This window comes from Mycolicibacterium sp. XJ662 (assembly GCF_053484035.1).
The window spans coordinates 1-21,864 of the sequence record NZ_JBEFTL010000003.1 but is presented as its reverse complement, the minus strand read 5'-3'; the positions used below and the strand labels follow the sequence as shown (position 1 = coordinate 21,864).

The window sequence follows — 21,864 nt, the reverse complement described above, 5'->3', positions numbered from 1 at the left end:
CGGTCAGGCCCGTACCCTTCTGCGCCGCTTGGTCGGGTCGCGTTGGCCTGCCAGCGTCAGCCCGAGCAGCGCCATGATCGCGGCGATCCCGAAGTGCAGCCAGTTCGCCGCTCCCTCGAAAAAGAACCCGTAGGCCCACAGGACCAGGTACACCAGCGCGCCGCCGAGGAGGTATGCGCGTGCGGCGGCGTAGCTGTGGGCCATCATGAAGCCCGCCGCGCCGGTGACCAGATGCACCATGTTGTGCAGCGCCGTGACGGCGAACAGCCCGAACACCTCGGCGCTGGTGTGCCCGCCCGCCCACGTCAGCCGGTCGTAGCCGGTGGTGACGGCCGGGATGAAGCCGCAGACGCCCAGGATGAGCAGACCCGCGCCGACGAAGATCGCCGCGGCTTGCACGGCCATGTATTTCGGGGTACTCGCCGTCATCTCCGCCTCCCGCCCGGCCCGCTGCATATTGACGGGCCGGCAAAGCTAGGAGATACCCCCTCGGCCGGCGGTTAATCGACCCGCGAGGCTACTTTTTGATGTAGCAGTTCGGGGCGTTGCCGCAGTGGTGGCCCTGGTCGCACTTGTGACAATGGCATGAACAACCGGAACGGTCATTGGCTGGTGCACGCATCGCAGATCAACTCCTCTGTCGAATCGTTCGCACGACGCTTATCAACATATGCCGATAACGCAACGGTGTCGATGCTTTGCGGGCTCGTGGGCCGAGTCACCCCGGCAGACGAAGTCCGTTTCAGCACGCATCCAACACGTATTCAGCTGCCGTGCAAAGGATTCAATGCATCCAGTCGATTTGCTCCGGATGACATCGCGGGTGCCTATAGTCGTTAGCTGGGTTTCCTATCGAGTCGGGGGCGAGGATCTTGGCGGGTTCGGTGCAGCCGATCTGACGACAAAGGAGTGACATGGCAACCGATACGCCGATGCAATTGGGAATGGTGGGACTGGGCCGGATGGGCGCCAACCTGGTGCGACGGTTGATGCGTGACGGGCACCGCTGCGTGGTCTATGACCGCAACGCCGACGCCGTCACCGCCCTGGCCGGTGAGGGTGCCACGGGCGCAGAGTCGTTGAGCGACTTCGTCGCCAAGCTCGAAAAGCCGCGCGGGGTATGGCTGATGCTGCCCGCGGCGGTGGTGGATTCGACCCTGGATCAGCTGGTGGAACTGCTCGACGCCGGCGACACGGTGATCGACGGTGGAAACTCCTACTATCGCGACGACATCACCCGAGCGAAAGCCCTGCAGGAACACGACATTCACTACGTCGACTGTGGCACCAGCGGCGGGGTGTGGGGTCTGGAGCGCGGCTACTGCCTGATGATCGGCGGTGAGACCGAAGTGGTCACGCGCCTCGACCCGATCTTCAAGACCATCGCGCCTGGGCAGGGCACCGCCGAACCCACCCCGAGCCGCACCCGTACCGACGGCACCGCCCCCGACGGCTATCTGCACTGCGGACCAAGCGGGGCAGGGCATTTCGTGAAGATGGTGCACAACGGTGTGGAGTACGGGATGATGGCCGCCATCGCCGAGGGGCTCAGCATCATCAAGCACGCCGACGCCGGCACCGTCGACCGGACGGTCGACGCCGAAACCACACCGCTGCGCGACCCGTGGGCCTACCAGTACACGATCGACGTCGGCGAGGTGGCCGAAGTCTGGCGGCGCGGCTCGGTGGTCGGCTCGTGGCTGGTGGACCTGACCGCCGACGCGCTGGCGCGCTCACCCCAACTCGACGATTTCACCGGCCGGGTGTCGGACTCCGGGGAGGGACGCTGGACGGTGCTGGCCGCGGTCGACGAAGGGGTGCCCGCTTCGGTGATCACCACATCGCTGTTCGAACGGTTCGAATCCCGCCAGCTCGGTGGCTTCACCGACAAAGTGATGTCGGCGATGCGCAGTGAATTCGGCGGCCACGCCGAGAAGAAGTAAGAACATGAACACCGCACCCGCCGACGTGCTGGTGATCTTCGGGATCACCGGCGACCTCGCCAGGAAGATGACGTTTCGGTCGTTGTACCGGCTGGAACGCAACGGTCTGCTGGACTGTCCGATCGTCGGTGTCGCCCTCGACGACTGGTCGGCGTCGACCCTGCGCGACCACGCCCGCAAGGCCATCGAGGCGAGCGGTGATCCGATCGACGACAAGGTGTTCGACCGGTTCGCGCAACGGCTTTCGATGGTGTCGGGCGATTTCGCCGACCCGAAGACCTATGAGCGCGTGGCCCAGGCGATCGAGGGCAAGCACACACCCGTGTTCTATCTCGAGATCCCGCCGTCGCTGTTCGGCCGCGTCGTCGACGGCCTGGCGCGAGCCAACCTCACCACCCGGGCCAGGGTCCTGGTGGAGAAGCCATTCGGACACGACCTGACGTCGGCGCGCGAACTCAACGAGAAGCTGCGCAGCGTGCTCGAGGAGTGGCAGATCTTTCGCATCGACCACTTCCTCGGCAAGGAACCGGCGATGGACATCATGTTCCTGCGGTTCGCCAACTCGATCTTCGAACCGCTGTGGAACCGCGACCGGATCCACTGTGTGCAGCTGACCATGGCTGAGAACTTCGGCGTGGAGGACCGGGGCAGCTTCTACGACCCGGTGGGCGCGCTGCGCGACGTCGTGCAGAACCATCTGCTGCAGCTGATCGGGTTGTTCGCCGCTGAACCGCCAAGCGTCGCAGGCGCCGACGGGATACGTGACAAGCGCGTGGAGGTGTTCCGCGCGATCCCGTCGATCGACCCGGCCCACTATGTGCGCGGACAGTACGACGGTTACACGTCGATCAAGGGCGTCAAACCGGACTCGCAGACCGAGACGTTCGCGGCGCTGCGCCTCGAGATCGACAACTGGCGCTGGTCGGGAGTCCCGTTCTTCATCCGGGCCGGCAAGGGTTTACCGGTGCGCGCCACCGAGATTCGCGTCATCTTCAAGCGGCCGCCCAAGCTGCCGATCACCGCGACGACCCACGACCCCAACGAACTCGTGCTGCGCATCGATCCAGAACCCGGAGCCGACCTGATCGTGCAGGCCAAGGAGCCCGGCGCCAACCGCACCCGGACGGTGGACCTGTCGCTGGTGTTCGCCGAGGAACTCGGTGACGCGCCCGAGCCCTACGAGCGGCTGCTCAGCGACGCCATGCACGGTAACTCCAGCCAGTTCGCCCGCGAAGACGGGGTCGAGGAGACCTGGCGCATCGTGCAACCGCTGCTTGACGCGCCGCCACCTGTGGAGCCGTACCCGCGGGGATCGTGGGGTCCGCCCGGGGCGGCGAAACTCGTTGCCGGTTACCCCGGTTGGCGCGACCCCTGGCTCTGACCCGTTCCTTCGCGAGCAGACGCAGAAGGCCCCGTTTCTAGCGGGAAAAAGGGGCCTTCTGTGTCTGCTCGCCGAAAAAGAGGCTAGCGCTGCAGGATCGGCTTGAGCGCGTCGAGCACCGCGGGATCCTCGATGGTCGACGGCACCGGCTCGTCACGGCCGGCGGCGATACCGCGCATGGTCTTGCGCAGGATTTTTCCCGACCGGGTCTTCGGTAGCGCAGGGACGACGTCGACAGTCTTCAAAGACGCGACCGCGCCGATGTTCTCGCGCACCGCGTCGATCAGTTCGTCGGCCACCCGGTCGGCAGGCGCGCCCGCCTTGAGCACGACGAAGCCGCGCGGCACCTGCCCCTTGATCTCGTCGTCGACGCCGATGACCGCACACTCCGCCACGGCCGGGTGCGCTGCCAGCACCGCCTCGATCGAGCCCGTCGAAAGCCGGTGTCCGGCAACGTTGATCACGTCGTCGGTGCGGCCGAGCACGAACAGGTAGCCGTCCTCGTCGACGTATCCGCCGTCGCCGGTGAGGTAGTAGCCGGGAAACGCCGACAGGTAGGACGCGACGTAGCGGTCGTTGTCGCCCCACAGCGTCGGAAGGGTGCCCGGCGGCAGCGGCAGCCGCACACAGATCGCGCCCTCTTCGCCGACGGCGCACTCCGAGCCGTCCGGGCACAGGATGCGCACGTCGTAGCCGGGCATCGCCACCGTGGCCGAGCCGGGTTTGACCGGCATCGCGTCGATCCCCATCGGGTTGGCGACGATCGGCCACCCCGTCTCGGTCTGCCACCAGTGGTCGATGACCGGCAGGCCGAGTTTCTCCGCCGCCCAGTGGTAGGTGCCGGGGTCGAGCCGTTCGCCGGCCTGGAACAGATACTGCAGCTTCGACAGGTCGTACTTGTCGAGGTGCAGCCCGTCGGGATCCTCCTTCTTGATGGCGCGCATCGCCGTCGGCGCGGTGAACAACGCCTTGACCCCGTGTTCGGAGACGACGCGCCAGAAGGCACCCGGGTCGGGTGTGCCGACGGGTTTACCTTCGTACAAAATCGTTGTCGCGCCGAGCATCAGCGGGCCGTAGACGATGTAGGAGTGGCCGACCACCCAGCCGACATCCGAAGCGGCCCAATAGACGTCACCGGGATGGGTGTCGTAGATGTGGCGCATGCTCCACAGCAGCGCGACGGCATGTCCACCGTTGTCGCGGATGATGCCCTTCGGCTTGCCGGTGGTCCCGGAGGTGTAGAGCACATACAGCGGGTCGGTGCTTTTCACCGGCACGGGGTCGACGGGTCGGCCGGTGGACATCAGCTCCTGCCAGTCCAGATCCCGACCGGCGACCAGCTGACACGGCTGCTGTTCGCGCTGCAGGATCACGCATGTCTGAGCCGGGTGGTCGGCCATCTCAAGCGCTGCGTCGAGCATCGGCTTGTAGTCGATGATGCGGGTCGGTTCGATGCCGCAGGAAGCCGACACGATCACCTTCGGGCGGGCATCGTCGATGCGGGTGGCCAGTTCGTGCGCGGCGAACCCGCCGAACACCACCGAGTGCATCGCACCCAGCCGTGCGCACGCCAGCATCGCGATCACCGCTTCGGGCACCATCGGCATGTAGATCACGACGCAGTCGCCCTTGCGGACCCCCAACTGGTGCAGTGCTCCGGCGAAACATGCTGTGGCCGAAAGGAGTTCACGATAGGTGTAGGTGCGCTGGGTTCCGGTCACGGGGGAGTCGTAGATCAGCGCGGGCTGGTCGGCGCGGCCGCCCTCGACGTGGCGGTCGAGCGCGTTGGCGCACGTGTTCAGTTCCCCGTCGGGAAACCAGCGGTAGAACGGCGGGTTGGAGTCGTCGAGGATCTGTTGGGGCTCGCGCGTCCACGTCACCTCCCGCGCGGCCTCGGCCCAGAACGACGCGGGATCGCGGAGGCTGGCGTCGCACAGTTCTCGGTATCCGGCCATACCGGCACGGTAGCGCGACACGCCTTCCTATAGTCGCGTTATGCCTGCACAACCGCCACCTATCGACGGTGTTCGACGATCGTTCGTCGACGCCCGCGGCGTGCGTTTCCACGTCACCGAGGCCGGCGCGCCCGACGGTCGTCCGGTCCTCGCCCTGCACGGCTGGCCGCAGCACCACTGGGTGTACCGCGACCTGCTCGCCGACCCGCCGCCCGGAATGCGGATCATCGCACCCGACCTGCCTGGTTACGGCTGGTCGGGACCGCCGCCGCACCGCTGGGCCAAAGACGATGTCGCCAGCGATGTCCTGGCGCTGATGGATGTGCTCGGACTGGAACGGGTGCTGCTGGTCGGCCACGACTGGGGAGGTTTCGTCGGCTATCGGATGCTGCTGACCGCGCCGGAGCGTTTCGAGGGCTATCTCGTGATGAACATGGCCCATCCGTGGCTGCCCACGCGGGCGGTGGCGCCTCATCTGTGGCGGTTCTGGTACCAGCTGCTGATGGCCACGGTCGGCGTCCCGGTGCAGCAGCGCACGCGGTTTCTGGAGCGGGCGTTCGCGTCGATCTCCGACATCGACCGCGACACCGCCCGTGTCTACGTCGAGCGGTTCCGCGATCCGGTGGTGGCCAGGACCGCACGAGACACGTACCGGACATTCTTGCTTCGCGAACTGCCCGCCGCCGCACGGTCGCCGGCGCCGCCGCGGGCGACCATGCCGATCCGGTGCCTGTTCGGACTCGATGACAGTGCGGTACACGTCTCGTTCGCCGCGCCAGAATCCGCCAACGCCGACGACTACACCCTGGAGACCGTCGACGCCAGCCATTTCATCATCGACGAGCGGCCAGATCTGGTTCGAGCGAGGCTGATTGCGTTGGCCGAGGAGACGGCGCCGTCATAGACGGCGAGAAGGAGGGCCGGGTGGTCGAACGAGATCGCGACGAGTTGGGCAAGGCGCGCAGCAGCAGGCCCCGCGACGCGCTCGGCAGACCGCTGCCGCACGGCAGCCAGGGCGTGCCGGGTATCCCCGAAGACCTACAGCTATCACCGGCGGAAACCCTTGCCTACGCGCAAGAACTGCTCAACGACGGGCTCGCGTTCAACGCCCACGAGGTGCTGGAGGCGGCGTGGAAGAACGCGCCCGACGACGAACGCAACATGTGGCAGGGGCTGGCGCAGCTCGCGGTCGGCATCACCCACATCCAGCGCGGCAACACCGTCGGCGCCGCGACCGTGCTGACGCGGGCCGCGGAACGGCTGGCGGATCGGCCGTCGGCCCAGCCGCATGGCATCGACGTCGACGGGCTGATCGCGCACGCCCACGCGCTGATCGAGGATGTGCAACGACAGGCCGACATCTCGGTCGAGCGGCTGCGGCCACGGCTTGCAGCCACCAGATGAGAACGTTCTCATCTGGTTATCACCACGGTGACATCCGGGCGTCCGATCGTGGATGTCATGCGCAGATCGTTGACCCTTGCCCTGGCCGCGTTGGCCCTGCTGGCCGCCGGTGTGGGCGGCGTGGTGATCGCGTCGACGGGATCCGCCGCCGACCATGAGCCGCTCGGCCCGATCACCGTCCATGCGCCCGAGCGGCCGGCGACCCACGAGCCCGCTGCGCCCGCCCCGTCGCCGCAGCTCCCCGCGGCGTCCAAGCTCGCACCGCCGCCACCACCGGTGGATGTGCCCGCGCCGCCGCCCCCGGTCAGCGTGGGGGACTTCGACGACGATGACGACGACTGGGACGACGACGACTGGGACGACGACGACTGGGATGACGATGACGACGACGACTGATCGCGCGTCGGTCGCCGAAGGCACGGCACGAGAGGATGGGTACTAGAGACGACAGCGACCCGGGGAGGACGACGATGACCGTTGAGTCTGCCCCGGTGGATCCGAGGCGGCGATGGCGCCGGCTGCTGCCGTGGACCGCGCGCACGCAGATCATCGCGTGGGTGCTGCTGCTGGTGTTGACCGCCTTGGGCGTCGTCACGTTCGTGACGTGGCAGCTGCTGGTCAGGGCAGTCGACGCGCGGATGGATGAGGCGCTGCGGTTCGAGGTGCAGGAGTTCGCCGAGCTGACCGAGCCCGGTGTCAATCCGCGCACGGGTGAGCCGTTCGCCAGCGTGGAAGAGGTGATTCGGGAGGCCATCGCCTACAACATCGCCCGGCCCAACGAGAAGTTCCTCGGCTATGTCGACGGGCAGTACCGCACCCAGAGCAGGCAGGAACCCGGCGCGCAGGAGGTGCTGTCGCAGGACGAGGCGTTCGCTGAACGGGTCGCCAACGTGACCGAGCCGGTGGAGGGCCGCTACCAGCACGCAGAAGCCGGTGAGGTGCGCTACCTCGCGATCCCGGTCCGACTGGCCGGTGATCCCGCAGAGGGTGTCATCGTGGCGGCATACATGGGCGACGCCGAACGTGACGCCGCCAACGACGCGGCGCGGCTGATGCTGATCGTCGGTTCGGTGACGATGATCGGCGCCGCCGCGGCGGCCTGGATCCTGGCCGGCCGGATCCTGCGCCCGTTGCGCGACGTCGCCGACACCACCCGGATGATCAGCGACACCGACCTCGCGCTGCGGGTGCCGTCGCGGGGTAAAGACGACGAGCTCGACCGCCTAGTCGCCACCATCAACGAAATGCTCGACCGGGTTGAAGCTGGGGTCTCCGCGCAGCGGCGGTTCGTCGACGACGCCGGCCATGAGTTGCGCACCCCGATCACGATCGTGCGTGGTCACCTTGAGGTGCTTGACCCCGCCGACGCGCAGGATGTGGCGTCGACGGTGGCGCTGGTCGACGACGAGTTGGACCGGATGAACCGGATGGTCTCGGACCTGTTGTTGTTGGCGCAGTCCGAGCAGCCGTCGTTCCTGCATCCCGACGTGGTCGACGTCGAGGCGCTGACCCGGGAGGCCTTCGAAAAGATCTCCCGGCTCGCACCGCGGGACTTCAGGTTGGAGACGGTGGCACGAACGACCGCCGTACTCGACCCACAGCGGATCACCCAGGCGCTGGTGGCGTTGGCCGACAACGCGTCTCGGTTCACCGAAGAAGGTGGCTGGATCGGTGTCGGCTCGCAGCTGTCGGGCGGGTCGCTGCGGTTCTGGGTTTCGGATTCGGGACCGGGTGTCAGCGACGAAGAGCGACATCGGATCTTCGAGCGCTTCGCCCGGGGCGGCACACGACGCTCAGACGGTGCGGGGCTGGGGCTTTCGATTGTGCGGGCGATCGCGGTCGCACACGGTGGGGACGTGCTGCTGGACAGCGAGCCCGGTCGGGGTGCGACGTTCTCGGTCGTGATTCCTGCGGTGAGGGAGGATCAATGGCGCGGATACTGATTGCCGAGGACGAGCCGCGGATCGCGTCGTTCGTCGAGAAGGGCTTGGCTGCCAACGGGTTCAGCACCACGGTGGTGGCCGACGGGCCGTCGGCCTACGACTACGCGGTCAGCGGCGGGTTCGATCTGATGGTGCTGGACATCGGGTTGCCGGAGATGGATGGGTTCGAGGTGCTGCGCAGGCTACGGGCGGAGAGCCATCCGATTCCGGTGATCGTGTTGACGGCGCGCACCAGCGTGCACGATACGGTCGCCGGGCTGGAAGGCGGCGCCGACGATTACATGCCCAAGCCGTTCCGGTTCGAAGAACTGCTGGCTCGCATCCGGGTGCGGCTGGCGCCGGATCGCACACCTGAGCTGACCGTGTTGTCCTGCGGTGGTTTGCATTTGGATCTGCGTACGCGACAGGCCGAAGTGGATGGTCGCACGGTGGATCTGTCGGCGCGGGAGTTTGCGTTGGCGGAGACGTTCCTGCGCCATCCCGGGCAAGTGCTGTCGCGGGAACAGCTGCTCAGCCACGTGTGGGGCTACGACTTCGACCCGGGATCGAACGTGGTCGACGTGTACGTGCGCTATCTGCGACGCAAGCTCGGCGCGGAGCGCTTTGTCACGTTGCGGGGCATGGGCTACCGCCTCGAGACGATCGACTGATCAGTTTTCCTTGCGTGCGGCTGGCAGATCGATCTCGATCGTCAAGCCACCGCCAGGGGTGTCGGATGCCGAAATCGTGCCGCCCATCGCTTCGACGAACCGCCGTGCCACCGAAAGCCCGAGGCCGACACCGATTTTGGGTCCTTCACCGAACCGCGAGAACGGCTCGAAGATCTGTTCCTCGGTGCCGCGGGGGATGCCGGGCCCTTCGTCGACGATGGCGATGAGCATGCGGTCGCCCACCTGACCTGCTGTCACCCGGACCGCGCTGCCGGGCGCGTAGCGTAGGGAGTTGTCGATCACGTTGGCCAGTACGCGTTCGAGCAGGGCCGCGTCCGCGAGGACCGCGGCGCCGTCCACGGTTGTCTTGACCCGCTCGACACCGCGCCGGGTGAAATCGGTGTTACCCGGGGTGATCCCGAGCAATGACCGTTGGACGGCCTCCTCCAGTTCGACGCGGTCACGCTCGGGGTGGATCACTCCGGCGGTGAGGCGCGACGAGTCGAGCAGGTTGCCGACGACGGCCATGAGTTCGTCGACGGATTCCTCGCCGGTGACCAGGAGGTCGGCGACGTCCTCCACCGGGAAGTCGGCGTCGCCGCTGCGCACGGTGGGCGCCGCTGATTTGGCCGCAGCCAGCGGACTGCGTAGCCCGTGGGCCACCGCTGAGGACAACGAACGCCATAGTTCGTCGACTGCGACGGCGGCGCCGGTCTTGCTGGCGTCCTGGGCTGATTCGCGGCGTTTGACGAGGTCTGCGGCGTGGTTGGCGACGGCGCTGATCACCCGGCGCTCGCGGGTGGTGAGCGGTGGGCCGGCCAGGAGCATGCTGTATTCGTCGTCGCCGATGTCGACGGCGGTGTCGGCGTCGTCGACATCGGTGCACGGATCTTGGCCCACGGCGGCGACGACCTCGCCGGTTTGGGTGTGAATCATGCTGACGGCGCGCTGCAGGTACGCTTCGCGAATCCGTTCGAGCAGCACGTCGATGTCGACGTCGCGGAGCACCGAATCTGCGAACAGCGAAAGCATTTCGGAGTCCTGAGATGTGCGACGCGCTTCGCGGGCGCGGTTGACCGTGTGGTCGAGGAGAGCGGCCACCGCTATGGCGACGAGCATCAGCATTACGACGGTGATTACGCCGTCGGTTTGTCCGACGGTGAAGGTGTTCTGCGGCGCGAGAAAGAAATACGTGAGCAGCGCTCCGGAGAGCACGGTCGACAGCACGGCGGGGATAAGACCACCCAGCAACGCGACGCCGAGTATGCCGGTCAAGAACAGCGCACCCTGACCGCCGATGGCGAGGAGTCCATCGGGCAGTGCCATGGTCAGCCCGCAGATCGCGATCGGAATCGCCAGGGCGGCAAACCAAGACAGCGCGCGGTGCGGTCGAGGTGAGTTACGCGACCCCGAGGTGCCGCCGCCGGCGTCCTCGTGGGTGACCATGTGGACGTCGATGGTGCCGGACTGCCGCACGACCCTGTCGCCGACGCCCTCTTCGAATAGGCGCGCCAACCGTGACTTTCGGGTGCTTCCGATGACCAGTTGCGTGGCGTTGGCGTCGCGGGCGAAGTCGAGCAGTGCCGCGGCGACGTCGCCGGCGACGACGGTGTGCATGGTCGCGCCGAGGCTGACGGCGAGGTCGCGCACGGCCTTCTTCTGCTGTGAGGAGATCCCGGTGAGACCTTCTCCCTGGACGACGTAGACGACCTTGAGTTCGGCGCCGGACCGCGAGGCGATGCGGGAGGCGCGGCGCACCAGCGTTTCTGATTCGGGGCCGCCGGTGACGCCGACGACCACCCGCTCGCGGGGCGCCCAGGTTTCGGGGATCTTCTTGTCGGAGCGGTATTTCGAGAGCGCGGCGTCGACTTGGTCGGCCATCCACAGCAGCGTCAATTGCCTTAGCGCGGTGAGGTTTTCGACGCGGAAGTAGTTGGACATCGCGGCGTCGACGCGCTCCGGCGGGTAGATGTTGCCGTGAGCAAGCCTGCGCTGCAACGCTTGTGGTGTGATGTCGACCAGCTCGATCTGGTCGGCGGCGCGGACGATCTCGTCGGGGATGCGCTCCTTTGTTTCGACGCCGGTGATCTGGCTGGCAACGTCGGCGAGGCTCTCCAGGCTCTCGACGCCGACGGTGGTGATCACCGTGATGCCGGCGTTGAGCATCTCCTCGACATCCTGCCAGCGTTCGGCGTTCTTGCTGCCGGGAGTGTTGGTGTGGGCGAGGTCGTCGACGAGCACGACTTTGGGGCGCCGCTCCAGGATCGCCTCCACGTCGAGTTCGGGATGGCGCTCGCCGCGGTGCTCGACGTAGCGGGGAGGCAGCACTTCGATGCCGGCGAGACGCTGGGCGGTTTTGCGACGTCCGTGGGTCTGGATGACGGCGGCGACGACGTCGGTTCCGCGCTCGAGGCGCCGGTGCGCCTCCGACAGCATCGAGTAGGTCTTGCCGACGCCGGGTGCTGCGCCGAGGTAGATTCGCAGATCGCCACGGTTACGCCCAAGGAATGCCATAGAGCTATTTTCCCTGATGATCAGGGCGTCAGGGGCGGCGCCCGCAGATCGACTCGGTCAGCCCAGCTCACAGGGTTATATCCGTCGACGCGTCGCTTGGTTTGGCGTGAGACTGCAGGTAGTGCGTACGAGTGCGCGGTCCGCGATAGCTGCAGTCTCGCGAGACGAGGGTGGCGCATCAGCGTAAATGGCCTGGTCTATGGCCACAAGGAGCACATGAAGAGTAGCTACTAACTTTCATCAGGACTGGGACCTTGAGGCGGACGATTGGCAAGGAATCGTCGACAACTACATCAACGCGAATCCCGCTACCGAAAACCCAGCGGAAGATTGGCCAAGAGATCGACGACAAGAGAGTCGACGGTGTGCGTGAGAACGGCAGTGTGTGACCCAAAATATCGAACACGCTGTTGACGCCTCCTAACGCCACCCGCCACGTCGATGACGCTCTCGAAGCTGGCAGCGCGGAGCGCATCACGTCCGATACGCCGTCGACGCCGCACGCTGTCGAGAATTCGCAGTCACCAGGAGAGCGTCTTTACCTGCGCGCGTGCGCGATTGAGGTCGACGGTGGCAAGTAATCACGCGACCTGTGAGAATCCCGTGATGGTGGGGACGGTGGGACTCGAACCCACAAATGTCAGGCGTTTTAAGCGCCCCGCCGATGCCAATTAGGCTACGTCCCCTTTAGGTAGCTGAGTCTAGCGTGGGCGCGGACCTCTTGTTCTTCCCTCGGAAGGTGGGCGTAAGCGCGTGGCAGTTAGGACACAACAGTCTGAGGTTATCCGGTGAGTTGTTCTGATGGTTGCCGTCTTTGTGGTCCAGCTCCAGAGGTAGCGGCTGGTCCATCCAGGTGTCGAGGTTGCAACCGGAGCACCTTCGCTCGAGGATGCCTTCGTTGAGCAATCGCTGGCGCAGTCGATGAGATTGAATTGGATACCTATTCGATAAGTAGTCCGCTATCGGTCGCACGCGGCAAGCGACCGTCGCGTCTCTTGACCAGGACTGCGCCGTGAAGTGGGACGTATCGAGATCGAGTCGCGTGATCGCTCGTTGAAGGACACGATAATTACCGCCCTCTGGCACGACACCTAACAACCTGAGTGCACCGGCAATTGAACGAGACTTTCGGACCGCCTCGCAATACTGATCATCGCTGATCTTGTAGCGGCCCACGCGCTTTGGCTCAGGCATTTCCGCTAAGAATGCGTGGGCCTCGGAAGCAGTTCTGAACCGTCGCCTGAAACGTTTCCTTTTGCCGTTGACATAGACAGTTGCTCGAGCTTCGTACCGAATCTCTCCGTTTGAGAGAACGACGCGAACGGGTGTCCGGTCAAACTTCTTACCCATTAGTTCTCCTGAACGGGTGACGGCCTCGTTCAACGGCGGCTAGTTCGATGGTGTATTCCGTCGCTGCTCGGACGCGGCCCAAATTCAAGGAGACGCGAGGAGGTACGCGATGTTCCTCGACGCAACTCTCGATACCGAACAGCAGTGCCGATGACGGCAAAAGATGCGTCACGTCTGTTTCGGCACCTTGGCACAGGGCGAGTGTTCCAGGGCCCACTGACAACGCAGCGGCTTAGATCAAGACCGGCGTTGGCGCGCTGCTTGGGAAGGTACGCCCATGCTCGTGGTAGTTCACGATGCCGAGAAGGCCAACGAGGCATTGGAGCAGTTCCTCGGCTCAGGTGCCGGGTTGTCGGCCTCGACGATTAACCCTGTGGGTTTTCAGCTCGAGCAGGAGAAGCTGCTGGTGATGCTCGGCGAGCGTGCTGACGGCCGCAAGGAACTGGTGGCGATCACCGACGGGTATCGGGAGTCGACCGAGTCATGGGCTGATCTGCTGCGCGACTGCCGCCGCCGCGGAATGACAGCACCGGTCCTGGCGACCGGTGACGGTGCGCTCGGGTTCTGGAAAGCCGTCCGCGAGGTGGTCGCGGCGACCCGCGAGCAGCGGTGCTGGGTCCATAAGCAGGCCAATGTGCTTGCCGCACTGCAGAATGAGCCCACCCGTCCGCGTTGGCGACGAGGTCAAAAGGCCTGTCCTGCAGTCATATGGGCGTCATGGCGAGCCATTTCTCCTAGCCGCCGGAAGCGGCTCGCCCGTTCTTAAATCCGCACAGTGTCGGTTCGGGTCCGACTGGGGGCACGGGATAGGTGCTGGTAAAGGCGTTATTGTCGGGTCGTCGACGCGCTGGGAGGCCGTTCGTGTACGCGGCGTGTACGCGGTCCAGCGAGTGCGTGCCAGCCTAGCTAATGCCGAGGCGCTTGGATGCCGAACAGAATTCGGCGAACTGTCGGCTTAGTTCGTCGCCACAGACGCACATGGGGTGCGCGTGGCCTCCATCGCGGCGGGATGAGCCCGGTCCTGTCCATACGTTTGGCACGTTGAAGTGCCTTCGCGAGGTTCTCTCTGCGCTCATAATCGCGCCACATTTGTATCCAGGGGTCACGCCGTATACGGAAATTCGGCGGGAAGCCTGACCTGACAAACCTGACTCGCTCGGAACGGATGTATTGCCACATGCCAAAGGTCAAGGTGAACCCGAACACGGGGAACGCGTAGAAGAAGAAAGCGATCATTGCCCATTCACCAAATGCCCGTGCTGGTGGTGGGTCGAGTATGACTAGTGACAAGCCGAGCGTCAGCAAGTGTGTCCACGCGAAAATTCCAAGCGTGTAGCGCTTCCAAGGTGTGGGGATCTGGGCCGCGGCAACCGCTCTATCGGCTAAATAGTCGGTCTGGCACAGGAGTGCTTCGCGTTGGTTCCTATGGCGTTCGGGATCGAGCGCCGCGACCGTCTCCCCTTGCCGTCGTAATCGCCAAGCCCAGTACCGGGCAGGGCTGAACGGCACGGAAACCAAGAACGTAACGAGCGTGAGGATGGCCGGCACCACCGTGGCCGTCGGAATCAGCCATCCCCAGTCCATGGCACCAGAACCTATGGGGGACGACGGACATCCCTACCAGCCACCACGACCACGATTGGGGGCAGCCCGCTGGTGGGTGGATGACTCGCTCGCGACGAAGGCCACCCACCAGCGGGGCCGGTCAACCGGCGACGATGTCGCCGGGGTTGCCGCGCGCCTCGCTGCGGCGAGCCCTACGCGGCGGTTCCGCCATGCTCGGCGCTTTGGGGCGGTATGCGCCGCCGTCTGCCGGGGCGGCGTACTAGGGACAACGCGGCGCTCCTGGTCGCCCCAGGTGACCTGTCCCCGACGAGAGGAACCGATGTGAGCAGATACCAACCCGGCGACCGCGTGCGCGTGGTCTCGGTCACGCCAGCGGCGGGCCGCGAGCCCATAACCGACCCGGCCCACCCCGGCGCCATCGACTGGACCGGCAAGACGCTGATTGGCAAGACCGGCACCGTGCTCGACGTGTTCGCGGAACGGCACGTGCGCAACAACATTCGCCTAGACCACCTCGCAGAGGCCGTGGCGTTCCCCGATGCCGACCTGGAGCCAAAACCATGAAACTCGTTGCTTATGTGCGGGTCTCGTCAGCCAACCAGCAGGAGGCATTCGGGCCGACCATTCAGCGCGCCGCGATCACCAAGTGGGCGAAGTCAGCCGGCCACAGGATCGTGGCCTGGCAGGAGGACACGATCAGCGGCGCGTCCGAGCTACGCAACCGCGTCAGCTGGTGCTGAGGCCGCAGCCTTGGTAAAGGCGGGGAAGGCGGCGGGGATCGTGTGGCGCGGCTGGACCGGCTTGCGCGCGACGTCATGGTGCAGGAGTTGTTGCTACGCAAGCTGTCCGACCTCGGCGGCATCGTCCTGTCGACCCGCGATAACGAGAATGAAATGCTCAACGGCGAGTCGAACGACCCGTCGCGCAAGCTGGTTCGCGTCATCATGGGTGCCATCTCCGAGTACGACCGCGAGATGACCGTGGATCGGCTGGCCGCAGGGCGGGCTGCCAAGGCTGCTCGCGGCGGTTACGCCCACGGGGCGCTGCCCTACGGCTATCGCACGGTCAAGGGCGCGCTCGTCCCAGAGCCCGCCGAACAGGCCGCGCTGGCCCGCATGCGCGAGCTACAGACCGTGGGCTACTCCACCCGCGAGATAGCGCGGGTGCTCGCTGACGAGGGCCACCCCACCAAGCGCGGCGGTAGGTGGACCAGCCCCGTCGTCGCCCGCATTCTGGCTCGCGGAGAGGGCACCGCCGCATGACTGCGCGTGTCGACCGGTACTCACCCGGCGAGCCCGTGAGAGTGCTCGTACGGCTGCCCGACGACGACCGCAAAGGCCAGACGGGGCACGTGGAGCGCACCTACGCCGACGCGGGCGACATGGTCCACCGCGTCATGTTCGCCGATGGCCAGATGGCTGACTACTACATCAGTGAGATCAAGAGCACCCGCACACCTTGGTGACCAGGGTGCACACCGAAATCACTCCCCGAGAACAGGACTAGCCATGGCCTACATGAAGGTTATGGATACCGCCCGCAAGCGCAACGGCAAGCCGGTCAAGAGCTACGCCGTGATTTGGCGAGAGCCGGTCCACGACGACTTCGGGCTGCCGGTCCCCGAGGACGCAGCACACCCGGACGGCCCTAAGAAGATGCGCAACCGCTCCGAGCGCTACCCCACGCGCCCGGCCGCGCAGGCCCGCGTCGATGAGCTGAACGCGGCGAAACACACCACCAGGACATCGGCCCTCGCTGAGCAGCGGAAGGCTGGTGAGCTGTCGTTCGGCTTCTACGCGCGGGGATGGCTCGATGAGCAGGCGGTCAAGGTCTCACAGGGGAAGCTCAAAGCGCGCACCGCCGACGAGTACGCACGGCTGTTGCGGTGCTACGTGCTCGGCGGGCTGGGCGGAACCGCTGTCGCCGCGATCACTCCGGCGCACTGCGAGAAGCTACTAGCGGCGTGGGTCCGGCAGTCCTCCCGGCAAGGCGACCAAGAGCCCCTACCCCGGGCACAGTTAAGCACGCCTGGGACGTGACGCGGCGGCGGGTCATGAAGTACGCCCTTCGGCACAAAGCCATCGCCGCGAACCCGTGCGACGCGGTGGACTTCTCCGCCAGCCGCGCGACCGGGGACCGGGAAGGCTTCGAACATCACCCGCTCACCGCCGAGCAGGTTGGCCGGCCGTCGGCTGCTATCGCGCGGGAGGTGCCCGGCCTGCCCGCGTACCCGGTGTACGGGCTCATGGTGGAGTTCGTGGCGTACAGCGGGTTACGGGCGAGCGAGGTAGCCGGGTTGGAGGTTGGCGACCTCGTGTTCACGCCGGGGCCGAAGTGTTCGGTGAAGGTCGCGCGCACGAAGGACCGCAAAGGCGGCGAGTGGGTTACCGGCACGCCCTAGTCGAAGAAGTCTCGGCGCACCGTACCGCTCCCGCCCTGGCTCGCTACGAAACTGGCTGACTACCTGGCGAACACGACCCGCGGTCAGCGGAACCCACTGCGCCGCTATGGCCTTCGCGCAAGAACGGCGGCGGGCACCGAGCGACCGGCCAGCGGTACGCGGTCCCGCTCGACTGGGGCTCTCCGTTGGCTCTCGGCGCGTTCTACGACACGATCATGAAGCCGGCACTGGAAGCGGTCGGTTTGCCCGCGAGCCGGCCAGCTAGGGCTGCGACCGCCGCAGCCCCGGCCCGCCCAGCGGTGCGCGGGGTTCGGGTGCACGATTTGCGCCACACGTTCGCGGTTCTCCAGCTGTCGGCGGGCGTCCACTTCATGCAGGTATCGAAGTGGCTCGGCCATAGCACCTTCACGTTGACGCTTGATGTGTACGGCGACTTCGTGCCCGAGGAGGACGGCGGCGCGGTGAACAGCCTCCCGGAACCGCCAGCCCCGGTGAAGGCCACCGCCACGGCCTCCAACGTGGTGTCGCTGTTCGGCTGAGTCGATGTGCAACGAGTTGCTAGGATGTGGAACGGATGTGGACGGACCTGCGGGCGAAAAGATGCGGAAAGATGCGGAAAGATGTGGGTTTCCTGAGAATCCAACTTGTGGCGCGTTAAGGATGGGGATTGTCCTCCACATAGTTTAGTGTGGACCGTATGACCGGCACCGAGTGTCCCAACGAGATGAGCGCCTTGCACGACGCGTACGTCGTGTCGCTTCGCATTCAGTTGGAGGACGCCGTCGTGGTCATGAAGAAGAAGCAAGAGGAGTTCAACTCCGCCAAGGACGTCGTCGCGCGGATCGAAACGGCCCTCAATTCACTTGATGCCCTTTCTAACCTGTATGCGCTGCACCTGTATACGCCGAGTGCCGATGCCTCGAACAGGCAGTCGGACTTTGTCATCGAAGGCGAATCTGGATCCCAATGGATAGGCGAGGTCAAGGCATCGGTGTCCCCGCCGGTAGCTCCGCCGCAGCTTGAGCCGTATGTGGCGCCCGGAGGTGGAACGCGGTTGAAGTCAAAGCGGATGATCTTTGATCTCATGAAGGTGATTGGCGAGCCGGTAACGCGAGAACAGTTGCGGCAACGCTTCTTTGATCACTACGGTCGAGAAGAGTTGGAAAAGTACTGGAAGAGGCCGGACAACGCGCTAAACACCGCCATCGACCGCGCAGCGGAGGATCACTACATCGAGGCGGTGGAAGTCGAAGGCCACGACACGATCTACACCGTCGGATTCCAGGACTCCGACACCGGGGCTCCGGCTTTCGAGAACGGAGACGACGAATAACAGGACTTGCCGTTGCATGCGACGGCGGGCGGGACTAGCAGGCGGCAACCTCTTAGTCCTGACTTCTCCCCCAAGGAGACCGGGCGAAGCGCGAAGCCCGAGGGCACGCACGTTCCAAGTGCGGAGTCTAGCGTGTCGAGCACCACTCAGCACGCGAGCGACGGCACGGCACTCGTACCCCTTCCACAGTACGAGTGCCGTTGTCGTGCGTGCTCGATATCCAACACGCTCGTGTAGCGGCGTGTACGCGACCCGGGGGCGTTCTGGGGGTGTACCGAAGCCGTACCGCGAACGTGCTGGCAATGCTCGAATCGGCGGTCTAGCAGGCAATATGGGCGGTATCAGCTACCTGTTATCGCTGGTCGCGTGAACCCGCACGCCCGTTCTTAAAATCCGTCCAGTGTGGGTTCGAGTCCCACTGGGGGCACAGAGATCGATGCAGGTCAGAGGGCATTTGTGTCGCCAATCTGCGCGGGCTCATTGTCGCCGCCGACCTTCCGCGTCAGCAACGTGTCAGCAGTCAGCGGCCCGCGCCCTGAGGGCCGCTATCCCAGCAACCCGAACAGCAGTTCGAAATTTGTCGGGGCCTGCTGGCATGCTCACGCCATGGAACTGCGGTCGATAAACTGCCGAAGATGGGGGCGACGACTGCCGGGGCCGGAGGGCTGTCGCCCGTCGTCAGGGGTTCGCCCGAAAGGCTGAAGGACCTCATGGAGCAGTACCAACAAGCCCACGTACAAGGTGTCGCATCGGCAGCCGGGTGCGTCGTTTCTGAGCCTCGGATTGACGAAGGTGTGGACCTCATCCTCACCCATAAGGCTAACCAGCACCGTGACGATAAGGTTGCGCGTCTCGAAGTTCAGCTGAAAGCGACGGCTCACGAACTGTCGGCCGATGGCTCACGGATCAGCGTCTCAATGAAGAAGGACCGCTACAACTACTTTCGCACTCCTAGCCCGATTATCCCCAAAATCGTTGTGATCATGCATCTTCCAAAGAAACAGGACGATTGGCTGTCGCTTGGCAAGGACTATACGCAGGTGCACTATGGCGCTTACTGGGTCAACTTGGAAGAAAAGCCCGAGACCGACGCACCGACCATCACCGTCTCCGCTCCTACAGCAAATAAGTTCACCGACGTCGAGCTATGCAAAATGATGGTGCGCATTGGGCAGGGCGGCAAGCCGTGAGCCCATCAGACAGCAACCAAACGACGCCAGACCCTGACATCGTCTTATCACTCTTGCGACGGTTCTCATGGGAGCGATCCGGAGGTGTTCCCGGTCGATACGAGATCTGGCGCGACACGGTGGGCGAAGGCAACGAGGTCATCGTTCCTACCGACGTGAACGCAGGAGACTATGGCGAGCTCCTTCAACGAGCGCAGTCAACGTTCATAAGCACGTACGGATCCGACGCATCCAGGGCGTTGGACTTTCTGCACCTACAAACTTCTGCAATGCTCGATGGAACACGTTGGGAGAAGGAAACGGCACTGGATGCCGGTCTGATCCAGTGGGGTGAAGGCGAAAGTCTGCACGCTTCTGTGCGTGCGGCTCTGTCCGCAGCAGCGAAGGCGACGAAGGAACAACGGAGATACTTCGGTAGTTCGGCGGCATACATTGCTAGGCAGTTCTTAGCCGCAACGTATATGGGCCAGACTGAAATTGGTAGCTATGCGGTGACTGCCTTCTCGCCATCCGGAAGCCGGTTTTTCTTCAGCAAGGCCGAAGAATCTGCATCCAAGAAGCATCTAATGAGCGTCACAGGCAAGACAGGCTCGGAGATCATCGACAAACTAATCGAAGTCTCAGAAGGTCTTCGAGCCGGTCTAGACGAGTACCGCAAGACACCGCGAACCGAGCTATTCGACGAGCTTGTGCCAATTGGCCTTTCGCACGAGATGGCTAACGCCTTTGCAGAGTTCTCTCGAGCTGGCGACGGTGGGCTGCGGATTGAGCGCGCAACGGGTGGGTTGCGCGAGTTCGAATTTCATGCGGCTGAGTCACCAGTATTAGAGAGGGTCGCGAAGCACTTTTCTGATACCCGTGAGCCAGAAGCTGTGACTCTTATTGGAGAAGTAACCCGCTTAGATCACACTCCGACTTTCGATGACCACACCATCCGCTTGCAAATTCGAAGGCGGCCCGGCATGAGTACTGTTCGGGTGCGCGTGTCGCCCGAACAATACGGCGTCGCATGGCGCGCTCATGGCGACGACATCCCGCTGCAGGTAAGCGGAGTTGTTGAGCGCGAGGGGAACTACAACTGGATCTATGCGCCGTCATCGGTCACCGTATTTCGGGGTGCAAAGCAATCCGACTATGACGTAGCGGAAGGCGTGGGGGACGATGACGAAGCAGTGCCCGAGTTCGATGACGGGCAGGAAGAGCTGTTCTAGGAGATCGCTTGAATATGGCCGGAACGGGGATATGGCCGAAGCACCATCCTACTACCGTGAAACCCGAAGGAATCTTTGACGTCTTCCGTAACTTCGGGCTCTCTACAAAGATACTCGTGTGGGCCATGTTGGCTCTCGGCGTCACTCTGCTCCTCGTATGTCTGGCCGCCGACCTGACCAGAGCGGAGTGGATCGATTCGTATTCCTACATACCGAATGTGCTAGCGGGCTTAACTGGCTTACTCATCGGCGTGCCGTTTGCGCTGGTCGACCCGCTACGCTTGCTAGCCAACGCGACCAGACCGCAGCTGTAGATAGGGTCGAGGCGATCAGCCAGATCGCGTGGAACCAATACCGCGACGCGGTGGTAACGCTTTGCAGCCCTGAACGCATAGCGGCGGTAAGGGCCTGCGCTCAGCGTATCCAAGACATCCACGATGAGACATGGCAGGGGATCAACAGGTATGGCAGCGAACTCACGCCCGAAGAGTTCCAACAACGAATTGCCCTCGCGCAGAACCAAAGTCGCATTTGGGGCGAAGCGCTTCAGAACTGATGCCACAGGTCGGCGAGACGTCAGATCTACGGCTGCAATGGTTTGCAGCGGTGCGCGACTGGAATACGTTGGACCAGGATGTCCGACTTCAACGTTTGGAGCGAGGGTTGCCCTGGTTTCACCGCGAGCTTGATTCACTCCTGCAGGAACAGATGGTTGCCGACCGGAACCCGATGCGCCCGTTCTTCGAGATGCACGACGGCGATTACGGGCATGAGCCTGGTCAGCCCGACGACATGGCCTCGGCCCTCCGACGACTCGGTGACCTGGCTCAGCTTGGATATAGCCTTGATTCGTTCAATCGGGTGCGCGAGCAGAGCAGAGCGTACTTTCCGACAACGCGTGTCGAAGGCTATTTAATGACTACCGGGTGGGTCGCCCACCAAATGGGCATGCTGTACGCCTTCGTCCAGCAGATTGACCGCAGCGGCTGGCCAGCGAATGCGCCGGAAGATCCGCCGTTGGTG

At 64.5% G+C, this 21,864-nt stretch carries 20 protein-coding genes, 1 tRNA gene and 3 pseudogenes; 19 read left to right on the top strand and 5 right to left on the bottom strand.

All coding sequences use genetic code 11. The features are described from left to right. Positions 1 to 3: 3 nt before the first annotated feature. On the bottom strand, positions 4 to 429 hold the full coding sequence (locus tag ABQE93_RS11010; protein ID WP_448407978.1) for a DUF4383 domain-containing protein: 426 nt from the start codon (positions 427 to 429) through the stop codon (positions 4 to 6). A 503-nt stretch (positions 430 to 932) separates the two neighbouring features. Here ABQE93_RS11010 and gnd point away from each other — a divergent pair. Both gnd and zwf read left to right on the top strand, forming a co-directional pair. Beyond that, the gene (gene gnd / locus ABQE93_RS11005) at positions 933 to 1,943 is read left to right on the top strand and encodes a phosphogluconate dehydrogenase (NAD(+)-dependent, decarboxylating) (protein WP_448408070.1); all 1,011 of its coding nucleotides are present in this window, start codon (positions 933 to 935) and stop codon (positions 1,941 to 1,943) included. 4 nt (positions 1,944 to 1,947) lie between these two features. Continuing rightward, positions 1,948 to 3,324: a glucose-6-phosphate dehydrogenase gene (gene zwf / locus ABQE93_RS11000; protein WP_448407980.1), complete on the top strand. Its 1,377-nt coding sequence runs from the start codon at positions 1,948 to 1,950 to the stop codon at positions 3,322 to 3,324. 83 nt (positions 3,325 to 3,407) lie between these two features. On the opposite strand, the gene ABQE93_RS10995 is transcribed toward zwf, so the two are convergent. Further along, entirely contained in the window at positions 3,408 to 5,279 is a 1,872-nt protein-coding gene (locus ABQE93_RS10995; protein ID WP_448407981.1) for a propionyl-CoA synthetase, read from the bottom strand. Positions 5,280 to 5,319: 40 nt separating this feature from the next. Here ABQE93_RS10995 and ABQE93_RS10990 point away from each other — a divergent pair, with 40 nt between their 5' ends. The 5 genes from ABQE93_RS10990 to ABQE93_RS10970 all read left to right on the top strand — a co-directional run bounded on the left by ABQE93_RS10990 (position 5,320) and on the right by ABQE93_RS10970 (position 9,276). Then, on the top strand, positions 5,320 to 6,183 hold the full coding sequence (locus ABQE93_RS10990) for an alpha/beta fold hydrolase (RefSeq protein ID WP_448407982.1): 864 nt from the start codon (positions 5,320 to 5,322) through the stop codon (positions 6,181 to 6,183). Positions 6,184 to 6,203: 20 nt separating this feature from the next. Continuing rightward, positions 6,204 to 6,683 carry a DUF309 domain-containing protein gene (locus ABQE93_RS10985; protein ID WP_448407984.1) on the top strand — a complete coding sequence of 160 codons (480 nt, stop codon included), beginning with the start codon at positions 6,204 to 6,206 and terminating at the stop codon, positions 6,681 to 6,683. A 57-nt stretch (positions 6,684 to 6,740) separates the two neighbouring features. Continuing rightward, on the top strand, positions 6,741 to 7,079 hold the full coding sequence (locus ABQE93_RS10980) for a hypothetical protein (RefSeq protein WP_448407985.1): 339 nt from the start codon (positions 6,741 to 6,743) through the stop codon (positions 7,077 to 7,079). Positions 7,080 to 7,153: 74 nt separating this feature from the next. Then, positions 7,154 to 8,626, top strand: a complete 1,473-nt coding sequence (locus tag ABQE93_RS10975) for a sensor histidine kinase (protein ID WP_448407987.1) — start codon at positions 7,154 to 7,156, stop codon at positions 8,624 to 8,626. Continuing rightward, complete coding sequence (locus ABQE93_RS10970; RefSeq protein ID WP_448407988.1) at positions 8,611 to 9,276, top strand: response regulator transcription factor; 666 nt, start codon at positions 8,611 to 8,613, stop codon at positions 9,274 to 9,276. Before ABQE93_RS10975 ends, ABQE93_RS10970 begins: the two co-directional genes overlap by 16 nt. Here the strand turns inward: ABQE93_RS10970 and ABQE93_RS10965 are convergent, their stop codons facing one another. Then, positions 9,277 to 11,790 carry an ATP-binding protein gene (locus ABQE93_RS10965; protein ID WP_448407990.1) on the bottom strand — a complete coding sequence of 838 codons (2,514 nt, stop codon included), beginning with the start codon at positions 11,788 to 11,790 and terminating at the stop codon, positions 9,277 to 9,279. It abuts the gene before it with no gap. A gap of 607 nt (positions 11,791 to 12,397) precedes the next feature. Next, a tRNA-Leu gene (locus tag ABQE93_RS10960) sits at positions 12,398 to 12,476 on the bottom strand. A gap of 1,049 nt (positions 12,477 to 13,525) precedes the next feature. Between ABQE93_RS10960 and ABQE93_RS10955 the strand changes: the two are divergent. Next, positions 13,526 to 13,818, top strand: a pseudogene (locus ABQE93_RS10955) (transposase); the annotation flags it as partial. A gap of 228 nt (positions 13,819 to 14,046) precedes the next feature. On the opposite strand, the gene ABQE93_RS10950 reads toward ABQE93_RS10955, so the two are convergent. After that, on the bottom strand, positions 14,047 to 14,724 hold the full coding sequence (locus ABQE93_RS10950; RefSeq protein ID WP_448407992.1) for a hypothetical protein: 678 nt from the start codon (positions 14,722 to 14,724) through the stop codon (positions 14,047 to 14,049). A gap of 303 nt (positions 14,725 to 15,027) precedes the next feature. On the opposite strand from ABQE93_RS10950, the gene ABQE93_RS10945 reads away from it, so the two are divergent. The 11 genes and pseudogenes from ABQE93_RS10945 to ABQE93_RS10895 all read left to right on the top strand — a co-directional run. After that, complete coding sequence (locus ABQE93_RS10945; RefSeq protein WP_448407994.1) at positions 15,028 to 15,270, top strand: hypothetical protein; 243 nt, start codon at positions 15,028 to 15,030, stop codon at positions 15,268 to 15,270. Next, positions 15,267 to 15,968, top strand: a pseudogene (locus ABQE93_RS10940) (recombinase family protein). The gene ABQE93_RS10945 and the pseudogene ABQE93_RS10940 overlap by 4 nt, the downstream one beginning before the upstream one ends. Next, entirely contained in the window at positions 15,965 to 16,171 is a 207-nt protein-coding gene (locus ABQE93_RS10935; RefSeq protein WP_448407996.1) for a hypothetical protein, read from the top strand. The pseudogene ABQE93_RS10940 and the gene ABQE93_RS10935 overlap by 4 nt, the downstream one beginning before the upstream one ends. 52 nt (positions 16,172 to 16,223) lie before the next feature. Beyond that, positions 16,224 to 16,745 carry a hypothetical protein gene (locus ABQE93_RS10930; protein ID WP_448407998.1) on the top strand — a complete coding sequence of 174 codons (522 nt, stop codon included), beginning with the start codon at positions 16,224 to 16,226 and terminating at the stop codon, positions 16,743 to 16,745. A 14-nt stretch (positions 16,746 to 16,759) separates the two neighbouring features. Beyond that, a complete protein-coding gene (locus ABQE93_RS10925) occupies positions 16,760 to 17,107 on the top strand; it encodes a site-specific integrase (RefSeq protein WP_448438060.1) in 348 nt (115 codons plus the stop codon). Positions 17,108 to 17,415: 308 nt separating this feature from the next. Beyond that, a pseudogene (locus ABQE93_RS10920) lies at positions 17,416 to 17,646 on the top strand (tyrosine-type recombinase/integrase); the annotation flags it as partial. 158 nt (positions 17,647 to 17,804) lie between these two features. Continuing rightward, complete coding sequence (locus ABQE93_RS10915) at positions 17,805 to 18,440, top strand: hypothetical protein (RefSeq protein WP_448408003.1); 636 nt, start codon at positions 17,805 to 17,807, stop codon at positions 18,438 to 18,440. Positions 18,441 to 19,075: 635 nt separating this feature from the next. After that, complete coding sequence (locus ABQE93_RS10910) at positions 19,076 to 19,630, top strand: DUF4365 domain-containing protein (RefSeq protein ID WP_448408005.1); 555 nt, start codon at positions 19,076 to 19,078, stop codon at positions 19,628 to 19,630. 269 nt (positions 19,631 to 19,899) lie between these two features. Beyond that, complete coding sequence (locus tag ABQE93_RS10905) at positions 19,900 to 20,841, top strand: hypothetical protein (protein ID WP_448408007.1); 942 nt, start codon at positions 19,900 to 19,902, stop codon at positions 20,839 to 20,841. 56 nt (positions 20,842 to 20,897) lie between these two features. Further along, positions 20,898 to 21,155: a hypothetical protein gene (locus ABQE93_RS10900; protein WP_448408009.1), complete on the top strand. Its 258-nt coding sequence runs from the start codon at positions 20,898 to 20,900 to the stop codon at positions 21,153 to 21,155. Between the two features lie 241 nt (positions 21,156 to 21,396). After that, positions 21,397 to 21,864, top strand: a 468-nt coding sequence (locus tag ABQE93_RS10895) for a hypothetical protein (RefSeq protein WP_448408011.1), incomplete at its 3' end; no start/stop codon positions are given.